The organism is Clostridium sp. SGI.024 (genome assembly GCF_050315195.1).
Classification (GTDB): domain Bacteria; phylum Bacillota; class Clostridia; order Clostridiales; family Clostridiaceae; genus Clostridium.
The window spans coordinates 12,157-30,300 of sequence record NZ_JBNPON010000047.1 but is presented as its reverse complement, the minus strand read 5'-3'; the positions used below and the strand labels follow the sequence as shown (position 1 = coordinate 30,300).

The window sequence follows — 18,144 nt, the reverse complement described above, 5'->3', positions numbered from 1 at the left end:
TCTATTTATATTAAATGTCTTTTAACAACTTTTTAGTGTTAATCCTAACTAACCAAATTCTTAAAAACTTATAAGCATGATATATTGCGTATATAATACACCCAATTGTAATTTTTGAATAATCATCGTAAGTAACATTTTTATATCCTGCCATATAATAAACAGCAGCATCTGCAATATTTGATTGGGTAGCTCCATATGTCACCACAGATAAAATTAATAAACCTCCTATCCACAATCCTCTTTTTATCATTGCTTTATTTGCCTTTTCTATTAATTCATAAAGTTCATACTCATACATTCCCATATACCTCCTTATAAATTATCTATTTAAAATTATTATCTTTTATTTTAATATTTAATCTTCTGCCATTGTATATTTTGTAATAAATATATTACAAATCCATTCTTATACCATAATCCCTAAGCCATTCTTTTCTACTTTCATAATCACTCATGACAGAAGCTACTAAATCCCAAAACTCCTGTGAGTGATTCTTATAATACATATGGCACATCTCATGTACCACAATATAATCTAAAGCAGTAGCCTTTGCCATTCCACATCTCCAATTGAATAAAAGTTCATTCTTTGATGTACAGCTAGCCCATCTTTTCTTCTGCTCCTTAACCTTAATATCACTTGGTTTCTTTTCAAAAAACTTCTTATAGTATTTAATTCTTTTCCTGACCTGTTCTTCAGTTTTTTCTCTATACCAAGCTTCCATAGCTTCTTTGATAATCTCCTCATTTTTCTCTTTAACATAAACATGGAACTTGCCTCTAAAAAGTTTAACTTTTGAGTTATTCTGTAAAGCTTTATCTATATGTATTTGCAGAGAGTAATTTCTTCCTAAGTACATAAAAGACTCTCCATTTACAAATTCTCTATTAACTTTTTTAGCTTCTATATTCCTAAACTCAAAAAGCTTCTGAACTATCCATTTACCCCTTGATTTTACTATCTCTTTAATATTTTCTTCTGGAGTTCCAGTAGGAGCCACAACTAAAATATTATTAGGTGGCTCTACCGAAATACTCATTGTATCTCTATTTCTAAATTCAATTTTAAATTCTAATTCTTTAGTTCCGTATTGCACTTTATATTTCATCTTTTACTCCAAGTTTAACAAATTGATTTAGCTTTTTATTATAAAAATCATTGTCATTTTTCATCTTATTGCATTGCTCATTAGAAAGGCTTCTATTCACATTAATTTCTTCAATTTTTTCTTTTAGTATTTTGGCTTCATTATTATTTAATAAAATATTCTTGTATCTTTTATTAACTCTAAGTGGCGTATAGTCACACCCACATCTTTCTAACCAACTACATTTAAACCAACCACATACAACACAGAATTCATCAACTTCTGAATCTATATCTTCATCACAACAAAAACAATGACTTGTGTACTTCTTAGTTATTACTATATCTTTAAGTCTTGTTAAATATTTTTTTCTGGTTCCATCTAAAAATTCAATTTCTTTTTTTAAAATACTAGCTAGATAATGATTTAAAGAAATATTATATTTTATTTTTATAATTTCTTTTGATATCATATTATAGAAACCTTCTTTCACGAAACAATTTTTATGTTAGTAATTATGATAATATATCAAAGTGTATCTTAGCCAAATTAAGCAATGGCTCCATAATTCTTTCTCTAACACTCTTAGGTAATTTCTTAGAATACTTTCTAATTAGCATAAGCTTTATTGCTCTTTGGATATCATTAGTTTTAGTTTGGTTAGTAACCCAATCTATCATATAATTATCCTTAACTACATTCTTAACATCTCTAGCTATTTCTTTGGATAATTCTATAGTTTCATCACTTACATAAGCTTCTCCATCTTCATTAACAACAAAATCTACTTCTCCATCACTATCTTCATCTAGATACTTTTTTACTACTTTAAAGAAAGCAAATTCTTTCTCATCAAGTCCTAAACTGCTAGCTTCATCTGTTGCTCCTTGCTCCACATCATTATTTATAAATTCTTCCAGTCTTTTCTTTCTTTCAATCCAATTAATTTTAGTTTCATCTAGTATCTTCTGAAGTCTTTCTAGTAATGACTCATAATAAGCTGGATTTTCCTTCATTTTAATATTTATAGTATGCTTTATAGCATGTTCCATGGCTGATGCTTTAGCTTCATCTGACTTAAGTGTACTAATCTTAGCTTTAAAATCATTTTCAAATAAAGTTATTGGTCTAATCCATGATTGAACTCCTAAGGACTTCAAATGACTTTCTATTATTTCTCTAACTTTTTCTCCACAATCAGAAATATCTATTGAATCACTTGGATTAAATTTAGCTTTCGCAGCTGCTCTAATATATGAAATCCACTTTAAATCATTTAATATATCTGTATCTACATGTCTAGGTAATAAACTTTCTAATGCTCCAGAAAACTTTTTATACATAAGCTCAAATTCTGCTCTTTTATCCTCTGGCTCAATTTTATTAACTAGCTCATCTAAGTTATTTTTGTTTATACCTCTAAACATGCTCATTATAGCTTCTCTATAAGATAGCATCTCATTATATAAATCATCTAATGAATCCATAGGCTTACCTAAGTCAGTTTTATCAAATATAGCTAGTGCTTCTTCAAGGTAATTTGATATTCCATAGTAATCAACTACATATCCACATTGTTTTGTTATACTTTCTCTTACTACTATACTAGTCTCTAGTGTTCTTTCTACTTCTTTAGTATAGGTTCTGTTAACTCTTGCTATTGCTTGTAATAGTGTATGTTCCTTAAGTGGTCTATCAAGATACATAACTTGTTCAATAGGAGCATCAAAGCCTGTTAATAACATATCCTTAACTATTAGAAAGCTTAATTTACCTTTGTCTATAGGTTGCTTAAATCTATTTATTATTGCATCTTGTTCTGATTTTGTAATAAAGTGCTTCTTTAAATGTGGTAGGTCATTATTATTACCTGAGAATATTACCTTAGCTTCAAAGCCTTCCCCTAATATATTTTTCATATGCTTATTTAAAGCATTATAATACTTAACACAAGCCTCTCTTGATACGCATACTATTTGAGCCTTAAATCCATTAGGTAGTATTTGCTCTTTGTAATGATGTAGTAAATCTACTACTATATCATTTATTCTTTCTTCTGATTCTACAATAGCTCTTTTAGTAGCATATTTTTGCTTTATAGCTGCTTTTTCATCATTACTTCTATCTGCGAAGGCTTCATCAAATAAATCTTCTAAGGATTCACCAACTATCTGTAAATCTGGTCTTCTCCCTTCATATACAATCCTTACTGTAGCACCATCATCAACTGCTTCTTTAATAGAATATTTATCTATATACCCACCAAAAGTTCTTGGTGTTGACTTATCTTCTTTATCTATTGGAGTTCCTGTAAATCCAATAAAGACAGCATTAGGCAATGCCACTCTCATATTTGAAGCTGTATCTTTGTACTGACTCCTATGAGCCTCATCTGCCAAAACAATAATATTTTGTTTTGTACTTAAAACAGGATATTCAACAGCATATTTTTGAATAGTTTTTTTACCATCAAATACTACAGATTTCTCTTCAGTTTCATTTTGGAATTTTTGAATAGTTGTCATTATTATTTGTGGCTGTGGGTTAGATAATAAACTTTTCATATACTCAATATTATCTGCTCTAACTGTCGTTGTAATCTTGGATAACGTTCTATTAAAGGTTCCAAATATCTGCTTATCAAGGTCTATTCTATCTGTAACTACAACTACAGTAGAATCCATTAATCCCTTGGTTCGTTTGATTTTTCTAGCTAGGAAAACCATAGTTAATGATTTACCTGAACCTTGAGTATGCCAAACAACTCCACCTCTTGAAAGCTTATCTTTTCCAGTAACAATTCTCTCTATAGCTTTATTAACTGCTCTAAATTGCTGATATCTACAAACTTTTTTAATGACGGTACCATTATCAGCTTCAAAAACAATAAAGTTTCTCATTAAATCAAGTAAATTTTTCTTTTCCAAAAATCCTTGAATAAAAATATTTTGTCCACAATCCTTATAATTTTCTATTTCTTCTTTCTTAAATGGATATGGATCCTTCCATTGTAAATAATGATTATATTTTGAGCTTATTGTTCCAACATAAGCATTGTATCTATTTAAAATTCCAGTAAAGAAGTTGCTATAAAATAACCTTGGAGCTCCTTCCCCTAAGGATTCATCTCTAATATTCATATATCTTCTTAATTGCTCAAAGGCTTGTTTTTTTCCAATACTCTCATTGTTTCCTTTTTCTAAGAAAGGGGATTTAGCTTCTAAAACTACTACAGGAATACCATTTATAAAAATAACTATGTCAGGGAAAATAGACTTTCCACTTAAAGTTTGAACTTCAAATTGACGAACTACTAAAAAGTCATTATTATCAGCATTTTCCCAATCTATAAAATGAACAGTATGATTCTTTTTTTGACCATCACCATGCAAATCTTGTTCAACTGTAAAATTTAAATCTACAAGAGTTTCATAAATCTTTTCGTTTATCTCTAATAAACCTGTTCCTAAACTATCAGCTCTACTAATATATCTTATAGCTCTATCTAAATTACCTTCATTCATCCAAGGATTAAGCTTTTTTAATGATGTTCTTAATCTATCTACTAATACAACATCAGCTAAAGAATCTCTAGCTCCACTTTCAGCAGTTAATTCTTTTCCATGAATAAAATTGTAATCTAACTTCTTCTCTAAATATTCAATTGCTGGTAATTCTACTAAGGTTTCTTCGTTTCCTAAGTACGGCATTTAAATCCCCCTAAACTCTACTAATCTTAATTTAATTATATACTATTTTACAAATATTAACCTTATTTTGTAAATAAAAAAGCCATAGATTCCTCTATGGACTTTTTATTAATATCTCTGTACTTAAGAAATAAATTTAGCATATAATATTATTTAATATCCTTACAAATATTATAGTCACCTATTTTTTCACGAATATCATATGACTTGTCTATATATTTATCCATATTCTCTATAAAATCACACCACTTTACCACTGTTACATAGCTTGGATTTTCATAATATATTGTACTTCCAGTATCACAAGTAGTCGAATTAGGATTCTTTATATTAAACATATTGTCTCTAATAATTTGAAATAATTCATTTGTCTTATTAAGTCTACATCCTGTTGAACAGCATTTTTTATCTTCTAAAAAATACTCGTAGGAATCATATCTATCTGGAATAACTATAGCCAGCAATGCGTTCTCCTTACTAGTTACACTATCTCCATTTTTATTTTTTCTTTTCATCGCTTTTAATGAATATGATACCTCTCTAGCTATCCATTGATTCTTTTCTAACTTAAATAAATCTTTCATATTTTTAGATATCATTATAATTGTTAAACTACTGTCATAAATTCTATCTTTTAATTTATCCCAAATTGCATCTTCACTTAAATAAGATAAATCTTCACCATCAGATTCTCCCTTATAGATATGTTCCTTATCTCCTAACTCTTCCTCTATTTTAGTTACATAATCTCTTACTTTGCAAGCCTCCCAATCATTTCTTATATTCTTAACATCAGTATCCCCATACTTGTATGATATAAATATTTTTCTCCCCATTTTCGCCTCCTTATATACCTTAATTAAAGTTTTGAAATAATATTAAATATTATTTTTAATAAATTATCCTTATTTTCTAATTTTGATAATTCTTCAAATAACAACTTCATATCTTCTCTCCCTGGATAATATTGCTCAAAATTATTCATTAATTCATTATATATTATCCTTGTTTGATATTCTGTAATAGCAATTGGTATTATTTTAAGACCACTTTCTTTTGCAATATTAAATTCATTTTGTAATCCACTAGCATTTATTATTTTATCATCAGCATTACGTTTATTTCCAAAAACAAATATAGCTATTCCTGCATTAGATATCATATCTCTCCTATACCTATCCCACAAAATTGGTAATGAAAAACCTCCACTCGCCTTTTGAGGGAATGGTTTTAAAAAAAGAATATCATTAATATTATTATTTTTCCTATTTTGCTCATATTGTAAAGCCCCGTTGATAATATAATCTCCTACACCAATCCCAAACGCAGAAATTACTTTATACCCACTTTTTACTAATTCACAACTTAAATCATGTAAAAATTCTCCTGCTTCATTCTCCGTAAAATTTCCATACTCAACTGCGCTCCCTGAAATAAATACATTCATTTTCTTAAATTCTAATTCTATTTCTCTTAATATCTCTGTAATTTCACTATAATTTTCTACAAATATAGTATTTATTGAATATCTTTTTAAATCATTTACTTGAAGTAATTGTTTTGCTTCAGCATGGATATAATCATCTTCAGTATCAAACTCTTCCCTTGATACTTTTTTCAATATACAATAATGTGGTCTTTGATTTCCCTCCAATCCAATCCTAACTCTGCTTAATATATAATTCAAATTTGGGTCATTAAAACTAAACCCAACAAATAAAAATGTTTTTGATACTAAATCCCCTTTAAGTGCTGTAGTAAATAGTAAATGCGATTCAGAGTATCTTTCATAATCATCTCTTGTTATTACTGCATTTTGTACTTGAGATACATCACCATGCATCTTAAAAACTATAGCATCTCTATTGGGTAAAGTTATCGCTAAATTAGCTTCATCAATCTTAATATCTACTATTTTATTAACTTCTCTTAAGGAGTCTTCTATCAAAGTATCATAATTTGTTGTCCAAAATGTTTGTATAGGTAATCTAGATAATATTCTATGGTTTTCAGTTATTTCAGCATTAGTTTTAAATTCGTCTATTATTATTTGATTTATTACCCCTCTACCATTCCTTTCATTACAATAATACTGTGCAACCCCGACTAAGTCATGCTCCTCTTTATTTATATCTAGTTCTATCTCCTCTGCTAAATCCTTCAATAAGTTTTTCCAATCAACATACCCTGCTCCTGCAGAAAGTCCTGCTCCTGCAAATATTGCTGCATTTCCTTCTCTTAAAGCCTTTACATATTTAGTGATAAATGCTTTTTGGGTGACACTCATAACCTCTTCCTCCCTATTTGTTATAAGAATTTATGTTTTTAATAAACTCTTATGTTTCCAGTTAACAATTGTTGCATTAATCCTTTTTTAAGTTCTTCTAACTTTTCTTTCTTATTTACATACTCATCTATTTTTTCATCAACCTTTAATAATATTGATGCTATTTCTTCTTGTTCATTTATTGGTGGCAAAATAACCTTAAAGTTATTCAAATTATCAGTTGTAATCTGATTAATTGTTGCACCTAAATTATTATATATTTGTCTCTTAAACATATAAGAAGTAAATACGTTAAATAAATATTTATTATAATCACTCCTATATATTGTCATAAATGCTCCGAAAGAACTTCCCTCAGTCTTTTTATCTATTAATGCACATTTACCTATTAAGTCTTTGCTACCATTCCTTGAGCAAATTAATATATCATCTTCTTTTACTATTAACTTATCTTGGATATTTGTCTTTACATATTTATTATCATCAAATACTATTCTACTATTTTTAATGTTTGATGACCTCAATACTAATGTTCCTTCACCCGCTTCTACCAAATCATCTGGTGAGTATGTTAATCCAATTATACTATTACCTAAATCTTTCAGTTTCTTCACTTCCCAATGTTCAGGAATCTCTCCAACCTCAGTCTTTTTAAACTTCGTATGCCCAATCCCTTTAGTCAAAAGTTGCTGCATTAATCCCTTTTTAAGTTCTTTATTTTTTTCAATAAGTCCATCAACATTATCTATTTGCTCATCTACAGTTGAAAGGATTGAAGCTATTTTCTCTTGTTCTTCTATTGGTGGTAAAATAATAAATGATTCCTTTACATCACTAGTATTTACTGCTGGATAATTTGAGCCTACCATTTTATTGCTTAATTGCTGAATATAATAATCACTTAAAATTGTTTGAAATACAAACTCATGATTTACATTTTCCTTAACTCTTAACACTGCAAATCCAGTAGAACAAACCAAATTCTCTCTATCTATATTTATCTTCGCAAATGCTTTTAGATATGGTCTTACAGTAGACATAATAATATCATTTTTCTTTACAACACGTCTTGCCCTGCTTGGAGCATCCTTAAATTCAAATATCTTAGTTCCATTTATTTTTCTAGGTGTTACACTTTCAATATCTATATACTCTATTAACAAATTTTCTTTTGTTTTATTACTAAGTGTATCTGGATTTAAATAACAAATATCATCTATAGTCTTTACTTTCCACTCACTTGGTATTTCTCCAAGCTCTGTCATCTTATATCCATCTCTAATTTTATTCACTAAATCACCACCTTACAGTACATCAAAACCTAGTTCTTTTAAATAGCCATTAAGCTTTTCCTTAGTTTCCGTTTCCTTCTTTTCAAGTTCCGCAATTTCTCCTAATACCTTTTGAATATTAACTTGCTCTTCTTCTTCAGTAGTATCAACATATCTACTTATGTTTAAATTGCAATCATTCTCTTTAATTGTTTCAATATCCACAACAGTTGCATACTTTTCTACATCTTCAAAAGCATCGAAAGCTGCTACTATTTTTTCTATATCTTCATCTCTAAGTTTATTTTTATTTCCATCTTTAACAAAGTCATTGCTTCCGTCTATAAATAGAATTTTTTCTTTTCTTTCTTCTGGTTTAGCTTTATTTAAAACAATTATTGCTGCTGGAATTCCTGTTCCGTAGAATATATTTTGTGGTATTCCTATTACTGCTTCTATTAAATCATCATTAATAAATCCAGCTCTAATTTTTCCTTCAGATGAGCCTCTAAATAATACTCCATGTGGTACTACAGATGCCATCTTACCTTTCATATTTAAACTTGATAACATATGCTCAACAAAAGCTAAATCTCCATAAGATTTTGGTGGAATACCATAATTAAATCTGTGGAAAGCATCACTTTGAGCTTCTTCAACTCCCCAGTTTTTTAATGAAAATGGTGGATTTGCAAGTACTTTATCAAAAACCTTTAAAGCTCCACCTTCTGTATGTTTAGGTTCTCTTATAGTATCACCTTTTTGTATATCTGCACCTTTAGCTCCATGGAATAACATATTCATTTTGCATATTGCCCATGTAGAAAGGTTTATTTCTTGACCAAAAAGACTTAAGTTCTTTGAATTTCCTCCATGTTTTTTAACATAATCTATACTTTGAATTAACATACCACCTGAACCACAAGTAGGGTCATAGATTCTATCTCCTTCTTCTGGTTTTAATATCTCAACTAATACCTTAACTACTTCTGTTGGAGTATAGAATTCTCCACCTTTTTTACCACCTTGGTCTGCAAATTGTTTAATTAAATATTGATAAGCATCTCCAAGCATGTCATCTGATTCTAAATTTGAATTTGCTAAATTTATTGTACTAAATAGTATTAAAAGTTGAGATAACTTCTTATCTGGTACCTTTTCCTTATCATTGTAGTTAGTTGTACTTAATACTCCAATAAGCTCTGAATTCTTTGGTTCATCTTCAATAGCTTTAAAAGCTTTATCTAATTCTGGTCCTATATTTAATGTTAAATCCTTAAGTTTTGCCCATCTTGCTTGTTCTGGAACAAAGAAGCTTTCATAAATAGATGAATCTTCTAAAAGTTCTTGTATTTCGTCTTCATCCAAACCATCTTCTGTAAATTCTTGTTTTCTAGCTTCTCTTTCTTCATCAAATTCATCATTTATTCTTTTTAAAAATAGCATACCGAATATATAATCTTTATATTCTGCACCAGTTAATTCTCCTCTTAAAATATCTGCACATTGCCAAAGAGTTGATTCTAATTCTTGTAATGTAAGTTTAGCCATAAATACACTCCGTTTCTTCTTTTCTTAATCTAAACTATATTTATATATTAATTTCTTCATTAATCTTAAAATATATATCCTTATATATTTTATCATACTAAAATACAATTTTTGCAAACTATTATTATACATATTCTTTATAGATTTTATCAGTCGCAGCCAGTCGCGACCGGTCGCGACCGATACATTTTATTTATTATTCGATATTACATAATTAATTTTTGAACCTGTTCCAACTCTCTTTATTTTCCCTAAATCTATTAATCTATTAAATATTTTTTTGCTTTTCGTCTTTCCAACTCCTAATATTTCAGTGCATAATTTAGTAGTTATATATTCATTTTTTAATATATACTCTAAAACTCTTTTTTCATCAAAATCTAAATCATCACACTTATCTTCAAGATCATTATTAATTTTAATATTCTCATTCTTGAATATATCAGTTAAATAATATTTAGTTCCCCTACCTACTCCATCAGACTCTAAATAACCTCTATCAATTAAAGATGCTAGTATTTTACTACTATTTATTGAATGAGTATCAAGTAATTGTTGAAGCCTATTATTAGTAACATATCCCTCTTGATCAGCTGCTACTAATGCCATAACCTCTTCTTTACTTAATTCATTATACTTATTCTTTAATACTGATTTAAGTAAAGCTATGCTTTTTTCTGGTAACATTGAAGTTGTTCTTAATGTTAGCACTATTCTATCTGGATCATACAATTCTTCTAAATCTGGTGCTAACCACTCTTGTTCTTTCCATGCTAATTGTATATTTTCAAGACCTGAACCTGCACGTTCTCCAATTCCTAACAAATTAAACATCTTAAATATGTTTTCGTTTCTTGGATCACTTATTCCACCCTTTAGTGCTTCTTCTCTTGTTATTCTTAAATTACCTGGATTGCTAAATTTAAAATATGTCTTTCCTTTTTCAATAACTATTCCTCTTGAAAGTCTATAATCTGCATGGATAAGTGCATTTGCAACTGCTTCTCTTACAGCCTCATGTACTCTTGTATCTTCTTGTCTTATTCCATTAACAGTTCTAAATGGTACATTTAAATTATCAGTTATTTTATTTATAATCTTAAAATAAAAGTCAAATATATTCCCACTCCAGGTTCCATCTGATGATATAACTCTGTAATCCCATCTTACTTCTTCTGATAACTTTTCTCTATAATCTAAAAAATATTTAGGAAATTCATCTGTTATAGCTCTATCTTCTCCAAACATCAAAAGTCCTGCTGCAGTTATTCCTTCTTTACCATTCTTTCTATCCTTATCATAAGCACCTAGTTTATATAAAAATGCCTTATCATCAAGGGCTATCCATGGATGATTTGGTTTTATAGCTCGTAATCTATTCCTAAAGCTATTTATAGTGTCTTTACTTAAATCATTCATATCAAAACCTTCTAATATTAAACTATCTTGTGACTCATCTAGCTGATCTGCAAGCATTCTTTTTATTACTTCTTTTGAACACTTATAATCACCAGAGTAGTTTCTTCTAAATGTACCTAAATGTTTGCTTTCATTAAATGGATTTTCCCCTATATATACTGGTCTAGATTTTCTATCAGCCTTAGGTATAACTATTTTTATAACTTTAGTACCTTCTATATCAAGTACTTCTATAGAATTATTATTTAATATATTTGCACTTACTTTTTTAGGATTATTTAAGTTGTCCCATAAATCTTTAATTATATTTTCTTCGTTATTAACTCCAGTAATGAAGAACCTTCCACATTTCTCTTTTATCCCCAAGAACAATGTTCCTCCATTTGTATTTGCAAATGCTGAATAAGTCTCCCATAAATCTTTAGGTAACCCTCCTAAAGCTTCTTTGCACTCTACTTCATCATTTTCTACCAATGAATAAATATTAAACTCCATATCTTCACCTCTTTTTTGCATATATAATCCATAAAAAAATAAAATATTCGAACCTCCATAAACACACTTATCTTCATTATACCAAAACTTACTTCTTTTTAAACTTTATATGCAAATTAAATTAAGGCTATAACTTAAGTAAATACTTAAATCATAGCCTTAATTTTTACAAACCATTATTATCTATAATGATTTTATTTACATAAATTCTCCATACCTTCGTTCATTGCATATATCATTTAGTAAATGCTTTATTTCTTGTTCTTTATTCTTATCCATAATCAAAATAACATCTCCACCATCTACTACAATTAGATCTTTTAGACCAAAACCAATAATTAGGTTTTTCTCTCCAAAAACTGCACAATTTTCACTATCTTGAAGATATACATTATTACTTCTTTTATTATTTTTATCTTCTTCTAAATATCTACTTAAAGCCGAAAAGCTTCCTATATCATCCCATATAAAATCACTTTTTATAACATAGGCTTTTCTTGTTTTTTGCATTACGCCAAAATCTATAGATATACCATCTATCAATGAGTATTGCTCAGCAATAACTTCTTCTTCATTTTCTTCACCTAAATGCTTATATATTTCCATTAATGACTTATATAATTTAGGAAGATATTTTTCTATTTCTCTTAGTATTACATCTGCCCTAAATATAAACATTCCAGAATTCCATAAATAGCTACCCTTTAGTAAGAAATCTTTAGCCACTTCTAAGTTAGGCTTTTCTGTAAATCTTTCTACTTTAAAAGTAGGTATTTCAGCTATGGCTCTTTGTCCCATTTCAATATATCCATAGCCTGTTTCTGCTCTTGAAGGGGTAATACCTAAAGTTACTATCCCTCTTTTCTTGTTAGCTATTTCAACAGCTTGTGATAATGTCTCAATATACAATTTTTCATTTTCTATATGGTGGTCCGAAGGTAAGACAACCATAATAGCATCATTATCTTTTTTTAATAGTTTTACAGCAGATAGTCCTATACACGTTGCAGTTTCCTTATTCATTGGCTCTGTGAAAATATTGTTTGAATTAATATTATCTAATTCTACTTTTACCTTATCCTCATAATCTTTGTTAGTAACAATATAAATATTTTCCTTGTTTATTAATGGTGCTACTCTATCTACTGTATTTTGTAGAAAGCTTTTATCATTAATAACTTTTAAAAATTGTTTAGGCCTTGCTGATCTAGATAAAGGATAAAGCCTGGTCCCTTTTCCTCCTGCTAATATTAGCCCGTATATCAATAATTTTCAACTCCACGTAAATACTTTGATATATCTTATGCTATGTATAATTTTTTGTGAAAATTTATAAGTCTATCTTTGGCTGAGGATCTCATAGGCTCCTTAAAGAGTTGAGCTATTAAATTCATTGTAATTATAATTAAAGTAACTTAATTCAGGGAACATATTACATTAAAAAGTATTCTTATACTAATGATAAAATTTATAAAATTCATAAAATTTATATATTGACATTTTTTTTAATTAATAATAAAATTGGATTATCAATTAAATATTCCATTAAGAGGGAGTAGTAGAAAATATAGCATCAACATTCGCGGTCTTTAGACCTGGTGTTATATACCAAATTGGTTACGAGACTTTTAATACAGTTTTTCACAAAACGAAAATTGTATTAAGAGTCTCTTTTTTATATAGCTTTGGTATATTCACAGATAAATCTAAAAAAGTTCATTCTGTAGACCAATGAATTTGACAAAATTTATTCTAATGTTTGGAGGAATTATTAATGAAAAAGTATTTTTCAATGTCCTATGAAGAAGTATTAAAGGAATTTAATGTTTCTAAAAGTGGATTAGAGGACAAGCAAGTAAGTTCTAATACTGAAAAATTTGGACTTAATCAATTAACAGAAAAAAAGAGGCAAACTGTATTACAAGTTTTCCTTAGTCAATTTAAGGATTTATTAGTCTTAATATTGATTGCTGCTGCTATTATATCAGCAATTACAGGTAGCTTAGAAAGTACACTTGTTATTTTTGCAGTAATTATCCTTAATTCAATTCTTGGAACAATTCAGCATTTTAAAGCAGAACAATCACTAGATAGCTTAAAGGCTTTATCATCTCCTTCTGCTAAAGTATATAGAAATGGTAAAAAAATAGAAATACCTTCTAAAGAATTGGTACCTGGAGATATTTTAATTCTAGAAGCTGGAGATATGATTTCTGCCGATGGTAGAATAATTGAAAACTTTTCACTTCAAGTAAATGAAAGTTCTCTTACAGGAGAATCTGAAAGTGTAGATAAATTTGTTGATGTTATAGAAAAAGAAGACATTGCTCTTGGTGATCAAAAAAATATGGTATTTTCCGGCTCACTAGTTACTTATGGTAGAGCTTTAGTAGTAATTACTGCTACAGGAATGAATACTGAAATAGGTAAAATTGCTCACTTAATGGAAGAAACTCAAGAAAAAGAAACACCACTTCAAGTTAGTTTAGATGATTTTAGTAAAAAACTTGCTTTTGGTATAATGGTTGTTTGCGTTGTAGTATTTGCTCTTAGCCTTTACAGAGGAACTACTATTTTAGATTCTCTTATGTTTGCTGTTGCATTAGCTGTTGCTGCTATTCCAGAAGCCTTAAGTTCAATAGTAACAATTGTACTAGCTCTTGGAACTCAAAAGATGGCTAAAGAACATGCCATAGTTAAAAAGCTTAGAGCTGTTGAAGGTTTGGGTTCTGTATCTGTAATATGTTCAGATAAAACAGGTACTTTAACACAAAATAAAATGACAGTTAAAAAGGTATTCCTTGATAACAAATTAATAGATGGAGAAGATTTAGATCTTAATGATGAATTAGCTAATTATTTAGTAAGTAGTTCAATTTTATGTAATGATTCTACATCCAAAAATGGTGTTGAAATTGGTGATCCAACGGAAGTTGCACTTGTTAATTTAGGACACAAATTATCTTTAGATGAATTAGAAGTAAGAAAATCTTATAAAAGACTAGGTGAAATACCTTTTGATTCTGATAGAAAGCTTATGAGTACTCTTCATAAATTTGATAATAAGAATTTAATGTTTACAAAGGGTGCTTTTGATGTATTACTAGATAGAATAGTTAAAATAAAAACTTCTTCTGGTGTAAGAGATATAACTTATGAAGATAAGCAAAATATAATAAATGCTAATAAACAATTATCTCAAAGTGGTTTAAGAGTTCTAGCCTTTGCTTACAAAGAATTTACAACTCCTGAACAATTATCTTTAGAAGATGAAAATAATTATACATTTATAGGTCTTATCTCTATGATAGATCCACCAAGAGAAGAGTCTGCTGCAGCAGTTAGAGATTGTATAACAGCTGGAATTAAACCTGTTATGATAACTGGAGACCACAAGATCACTGCATCCGCTATAGCAAAACAAATTGGTATCTTAAGAGATGGCGATAGAGCTATTGAAGGTGTAGAACTTGATAAGATGTCTGATGAAGAATTAAAAGAAAATGTTGAGCATATTGCAGTTTATGCAAGAGTTTCTCCTGAACATAAAATAAGAATAGTTAGAGCCTTCCAAGAAAAAGATGAAATTGTTGCAATGACTGGTGATGGTGTTAATGATGCTCCTGCACTTAAGCAAGCTGACATAGGTATTGCAATGGGTATTACAGGAACAGAGGTATCAAAGGATGCTGCATCTGTTATATTAACAGATGATAACTTTGCTACTATAGTTAAATCAGTAGCTAACGGAAGAAATATCTATAAGAATATTAAAAACTCTATTAAGTTCTTATTATCTGGTAATACTTCTGGTATATTATCAGTATTATATGCCTCAATAATGGCTTTACCAATGCCATTCCATGCAGTACATTTACTATTTATTAACTTATTAACAGATAGTTTACCTGCTATAGCAATAGGTATGGAAAAATCTAAAAAGGATTTATTAAAAGATAAACCAAGAGCTAGAAACTCTTCTATTTTATCTAAAGACTTTATATATGAAATATTACTTGAAGGTATAGTTATTACAATATTTACTTTAGCAGCCTTCTATATAGGTTTAAAAACTAATAACAATGTTGCTTCTACAATGGCATTTACAACACTTTGCTTAGCAAGATTATTCCACGGCTTTAATTGTAGAGGAGATAAATCTATATTCTCTATAGGATTATTTACAAATAAATTTAGTTGGATGGCTTTTGCAACAGGATTAGTATTATTAAACTTAGTTTTATTTGTACCATTCTTAAGAAGATTATTTGAAGTTGCTACATTAACTAGTTCACAAGTAGGATATATTTACTTATTTGCATTTATTCCAACTTTAATAATTCAAATAGTTAAGGTTATAAGAGATATAGTTAATAGCAAAAAAGAATCTGAAACTTATGTTAATAATGAAAATAATGATATTAGCAAAGTAGCTTAATAGGTAAGAGTGAATAGTTATGAGTTATGGAGAAGTTCAGCTGGGGCTGAACTTCTTTTTTTATTTTTAGTGAATATATAAAATATTCCCTTGTGGATAACTTTTATAAATTTTTATCTTTTATATTATAATTAATTTCGAATTCTGGCATTCCTGTAACATATGGAGCTATTTCATAATATGGAAAATGTATTATAATTTTATTATCTTTAATGTAAAAGCTTTGATTTTCCTTTATTCCATTAAAACCTTCCTTAGCTATAAAATAGTACTCTGGATGCTTGCTTATTTGTTTTAATATCTCAGTATTAATATAAGTCTTATAATCATATCCTTCCTTGAATAAATCTCTTAACATTAATTTATTTCCTGTTTTGCTATCAATATTATATGTATTTCTAGTTGTTATTCCATGAGCACCACCACTAAATTGATAGTAATCTATATAAAAACTTAATATCTCTTCATTATTAGTTAATGTATATCTAGCCATCAATTCGTATGGTATAGTAGGTTTTAAATCTTCACTTGTATCCTTTGTTTCTTTTATCCACATATTAGTCCAATCTAAAATTTCTTTGTTGATATCTTTTTCTTTATCTTCATTATTTAATCCAACTATTTGAGGTATTTTTACATCAATATTTATAAAGTTAGTTTTTTCCTTTATAACCTTATCCACAAGATTTATTTTTTTTACATAATTATTCTCATTATTTATCAACATAGACTGTGGATAAATAATCCAAGTTTTAAAAAATAATACCCCAATTATTAATACCATAAATACTTTCTTCATAAATATTACTCCTAATTACATATAATTATTTTGAATTTTTTCAAAAATCTAATTTATTGCCTTATCTTATTATCTACAATATTGTTGATAATTATTTGATAGATTTCAACATATTTTTCACACATTATCCACATACTAATGTGGATAATGTGTGAAACATACATAATTTAACTGTAATTTTTTATAAAAATACCTTATATCTTCACTTTAATTCTCCATTTAAATTATTTAATCAAAATTGTGGATAACTTCAAAAATAAAAAGACCAAAGTGTTAATTTCAACTTTGATCTTAATATATAATATAAATTTATTCATCAGCTTCTTTAGTTTTTATAGAAGTACTTATTAATGAATTTAATTTTTTAAGTTCTTCTGAAGATAAATTTCTCCAGCTACCTATCTTTAAATTACCTAATTTTATATTCATTATTCTTATTCTATTTAATTTAGTCACATTATATCCTAAGGCTTCACACATTCTCCTTATTTGCCTATTCATACCTTGTGTTAGTATAATCCTAAAGGTTCTCTCATTTATCTTATTCACTATACATTTTTTTGTTATAGTTCCTAATATTTTAACACCGTTAGACATAGAGTCTATAAACTTAGTATCTATAGGTTTATCTACAGTTACTATATATTCTTTTTCATGATTATTGCCAGCTCTTAATATTTTATTTACTATATCTCCATCATTAGTTAATAAAATTAATCCTTGTGAATCTTTATCTAATCTACCTATAGGGAAAATTCTTTTTTCATGATTTACAAAATCAACTATATTTCCTCTTACCTTTTTCTCTGTAGTGCAAGTTATTCCAATAGGTTTATTTAAGGCTATATACACTAGTTTATCTTCTTTTTTTAAAGATTTACCATCAACTCTTACATTAGCATTTATATTTACCTTCATTCCCATTACAGCCTTTAGGCCATCAATGGTTACTCTGCCCTCTTCTATAAGCTTATCTGCTTCTCTTCTAGAACAATATCCAGTTTCACTTATAAATTTATTTAACCTTACTTGCGATCCTCTTTCTTTATGTACTATAATGTATTCTTTATTATGTTGATTCAT

13 protein-coding genes are annotated in these 18,144 nt (G+C 28.3%); 1 reads left to right on the top strand and 12 read right to left on the bottom strand.

Translation table 11 applies throughout. The features are described 5' to 3' along the window. Window positions 1–10 precede the first annotated feature (10 nt). The 10 genes from ACQRD5_RS12395 to ACQRD5_RS12350 all read right to left on the bottom strand — a co-directional run bounded on the left by ACQRD5_RS12395 (window position 11) and on the right by ACQRD5_RS12350 (window position 13,090). A complete protein-coding gene (locus tag ACQRD5_RS12395; RefSeq protein ID WP_291626397.1) occupies window positions 11–301 on the bottom strand; it encodes a hypothetical protein in 291 nt (96 codons plus the stop codon). A 94-nt stretch (window positions 302–395) separates the two neighbouring features. Continuing rightward, the gene (locus ACQRD5_RS12390; protein WP_291626399.1) at window positions 396–1,112 is read right to left on the bottom strand and encodes a M48 family metallopeptidase; all 717 of its coding nucleotides are present in this window, start codon (window positions 1,110–1,112) and stop codon (window positions 396–398) included. After that, complete coding sequence (locus ACQRD5_RS12385; protein WP_427746883.1) at window positions 1,102–1,563, bottom strand: hypothetical protein; 462 nt, start codon at window positions 1,561–1,563, stop codon at window positions 1,102–1,104. The genes ACQRD5_RS12390 and ACQRD5_RS12385 overlap by 11 nt, the downstream gene beginning before the upstream one ends. A 43-nt stretch (window positions 1,564–1,606) precedes the next feature. Then, entirely contained in the window at window positions 1,607–4,801 is a 3,195-nt protein-coding gene (locus ACQRD5_RS12380) for a type I restriction endonuclease subunit R (protein ID WP_427746882.1), read from the bottom strand. 149 nt (window positions 4,802–4,950) lie between these two features. After that, the gene (locus ACQRD5_RS12375; protein WP_427746880.1) at window positions 4,951–5,637 is read right to left on the bottom strand and encodes a TIR domain-containing protein; all 687 of its coding nucleotides are present in this window, start codon (window positions 5,635–5,637) and stop codon (window positions 4,951–4,953) included. A gap of 23 nt (window positions 5,638–5,660) precedes the next feature. Next, window positions 5,661–7,088 carry an SIR2 family protein gene (locus ACQRD5_RS12370; RefSeq protein ID WP_427746879.1) on the bottom strand — a complete coding sequence of 476 codons (1,428 nt, stop codon included), beginning with the start codon at window positions 7,086–7,088 and terminating at the stop codon, window positions 5,661–5,663. A 38-nt stretch (window positions 7,089–7,126) separates the two neighbouring features. After that, on the bottom strand, window positions 7,127–8,380 hold the full coding sequence (locus tag ACQRD5_RS12365; RefSeq protein ID WP_427746877.1) for a restriction endonuclease subunit S: 1,254 nt from the start codon (window positions 8,378–8,380) through the stop codon (window positions 7,127–7,129). A gap of 12 nt (window positions 8,381–8,392) precedes the next feature. Further along, window positions 8,393–9,910: a type I restriction-modification system subunit M gene (locus ACQRD5_RS12360; protein ID WP_427746875.1), complete on the bottom strand. Its 1,518-nt coding sequence runs from the start codon at window positions 9,908–9,910 to the stop codon at window positions 8,393–8,395. A gap of 189 nt (window positions 9,911–10,099) precedes the next feature. Beyond that, window positions 10,100–11,845: an RNA-binding domain-containing protein gene (locus ACQRD5_RS12355; protein ID WP_294167713.1), complete on the bottom strand. Its 1,746-nt coding sequence runs from the start codon at window positions 11,843–11,845 to the stop codon at window positions 10,100–10,102. 177 nt (window positions 11,846–12,022) lie between these two features. Next, window positions 12,023–13,090, bottom strand: coding sequence for a mannose-1-phosphate guanylyltransferase (locus ACQRD5_RS12350; protein WP_294167715.1), 1,068 nt, complete (start codon window positions 13,088–13,090; stop codon window positions 12,023–12,025). A 508-nt stretch (window positions 13,091–13,598) separates the two neighbouring features. On the opposite strand from ACQRD5_RS12350, the gene ACQRD5_RS12345 reads away from it, so the two are divergent. Next, entirely contained in the window at window positions 13,599–16,262 is a 2,664-nt protein-coding gene (locus tag ACQRD5_RS12345; protein WP_427746873.1) for a cation-translocating P-type ATPase, read from the top strand. Window positions 16,263–16,365: 103 nt separating this feature from the next. Here the strand turns inward: ACQRD5_RS12345 and ACQRD5_RS12340 are convergent, their stop codons facing one another. After that, window positions 16,366–17,061, bottom strand: coding sequence for a DUF3298 and DUF4163 domain-containing protein (locus tag ACQRD5_RS12340; RefSeq protein ID WP_427746872.1), 696 nt, complete (start codon window positions 17,059–17,061; stop codon window positions 16,366–16,368). A gap of 309 nt (window positions 17,062–17,370) precedes the next feature. Next, window positions 17,371–18,144, bottom strand: a complete 774-nt coding sequence (gene rluF, locus ACQRD5_RS12335) for a 23S rRNA pseudouridine(2604) synthase RluF (RefSeq protein ID WP_291626412.1) — start codon at window positions 18,142–18,144, stop codon at window positions 17,371–17,373.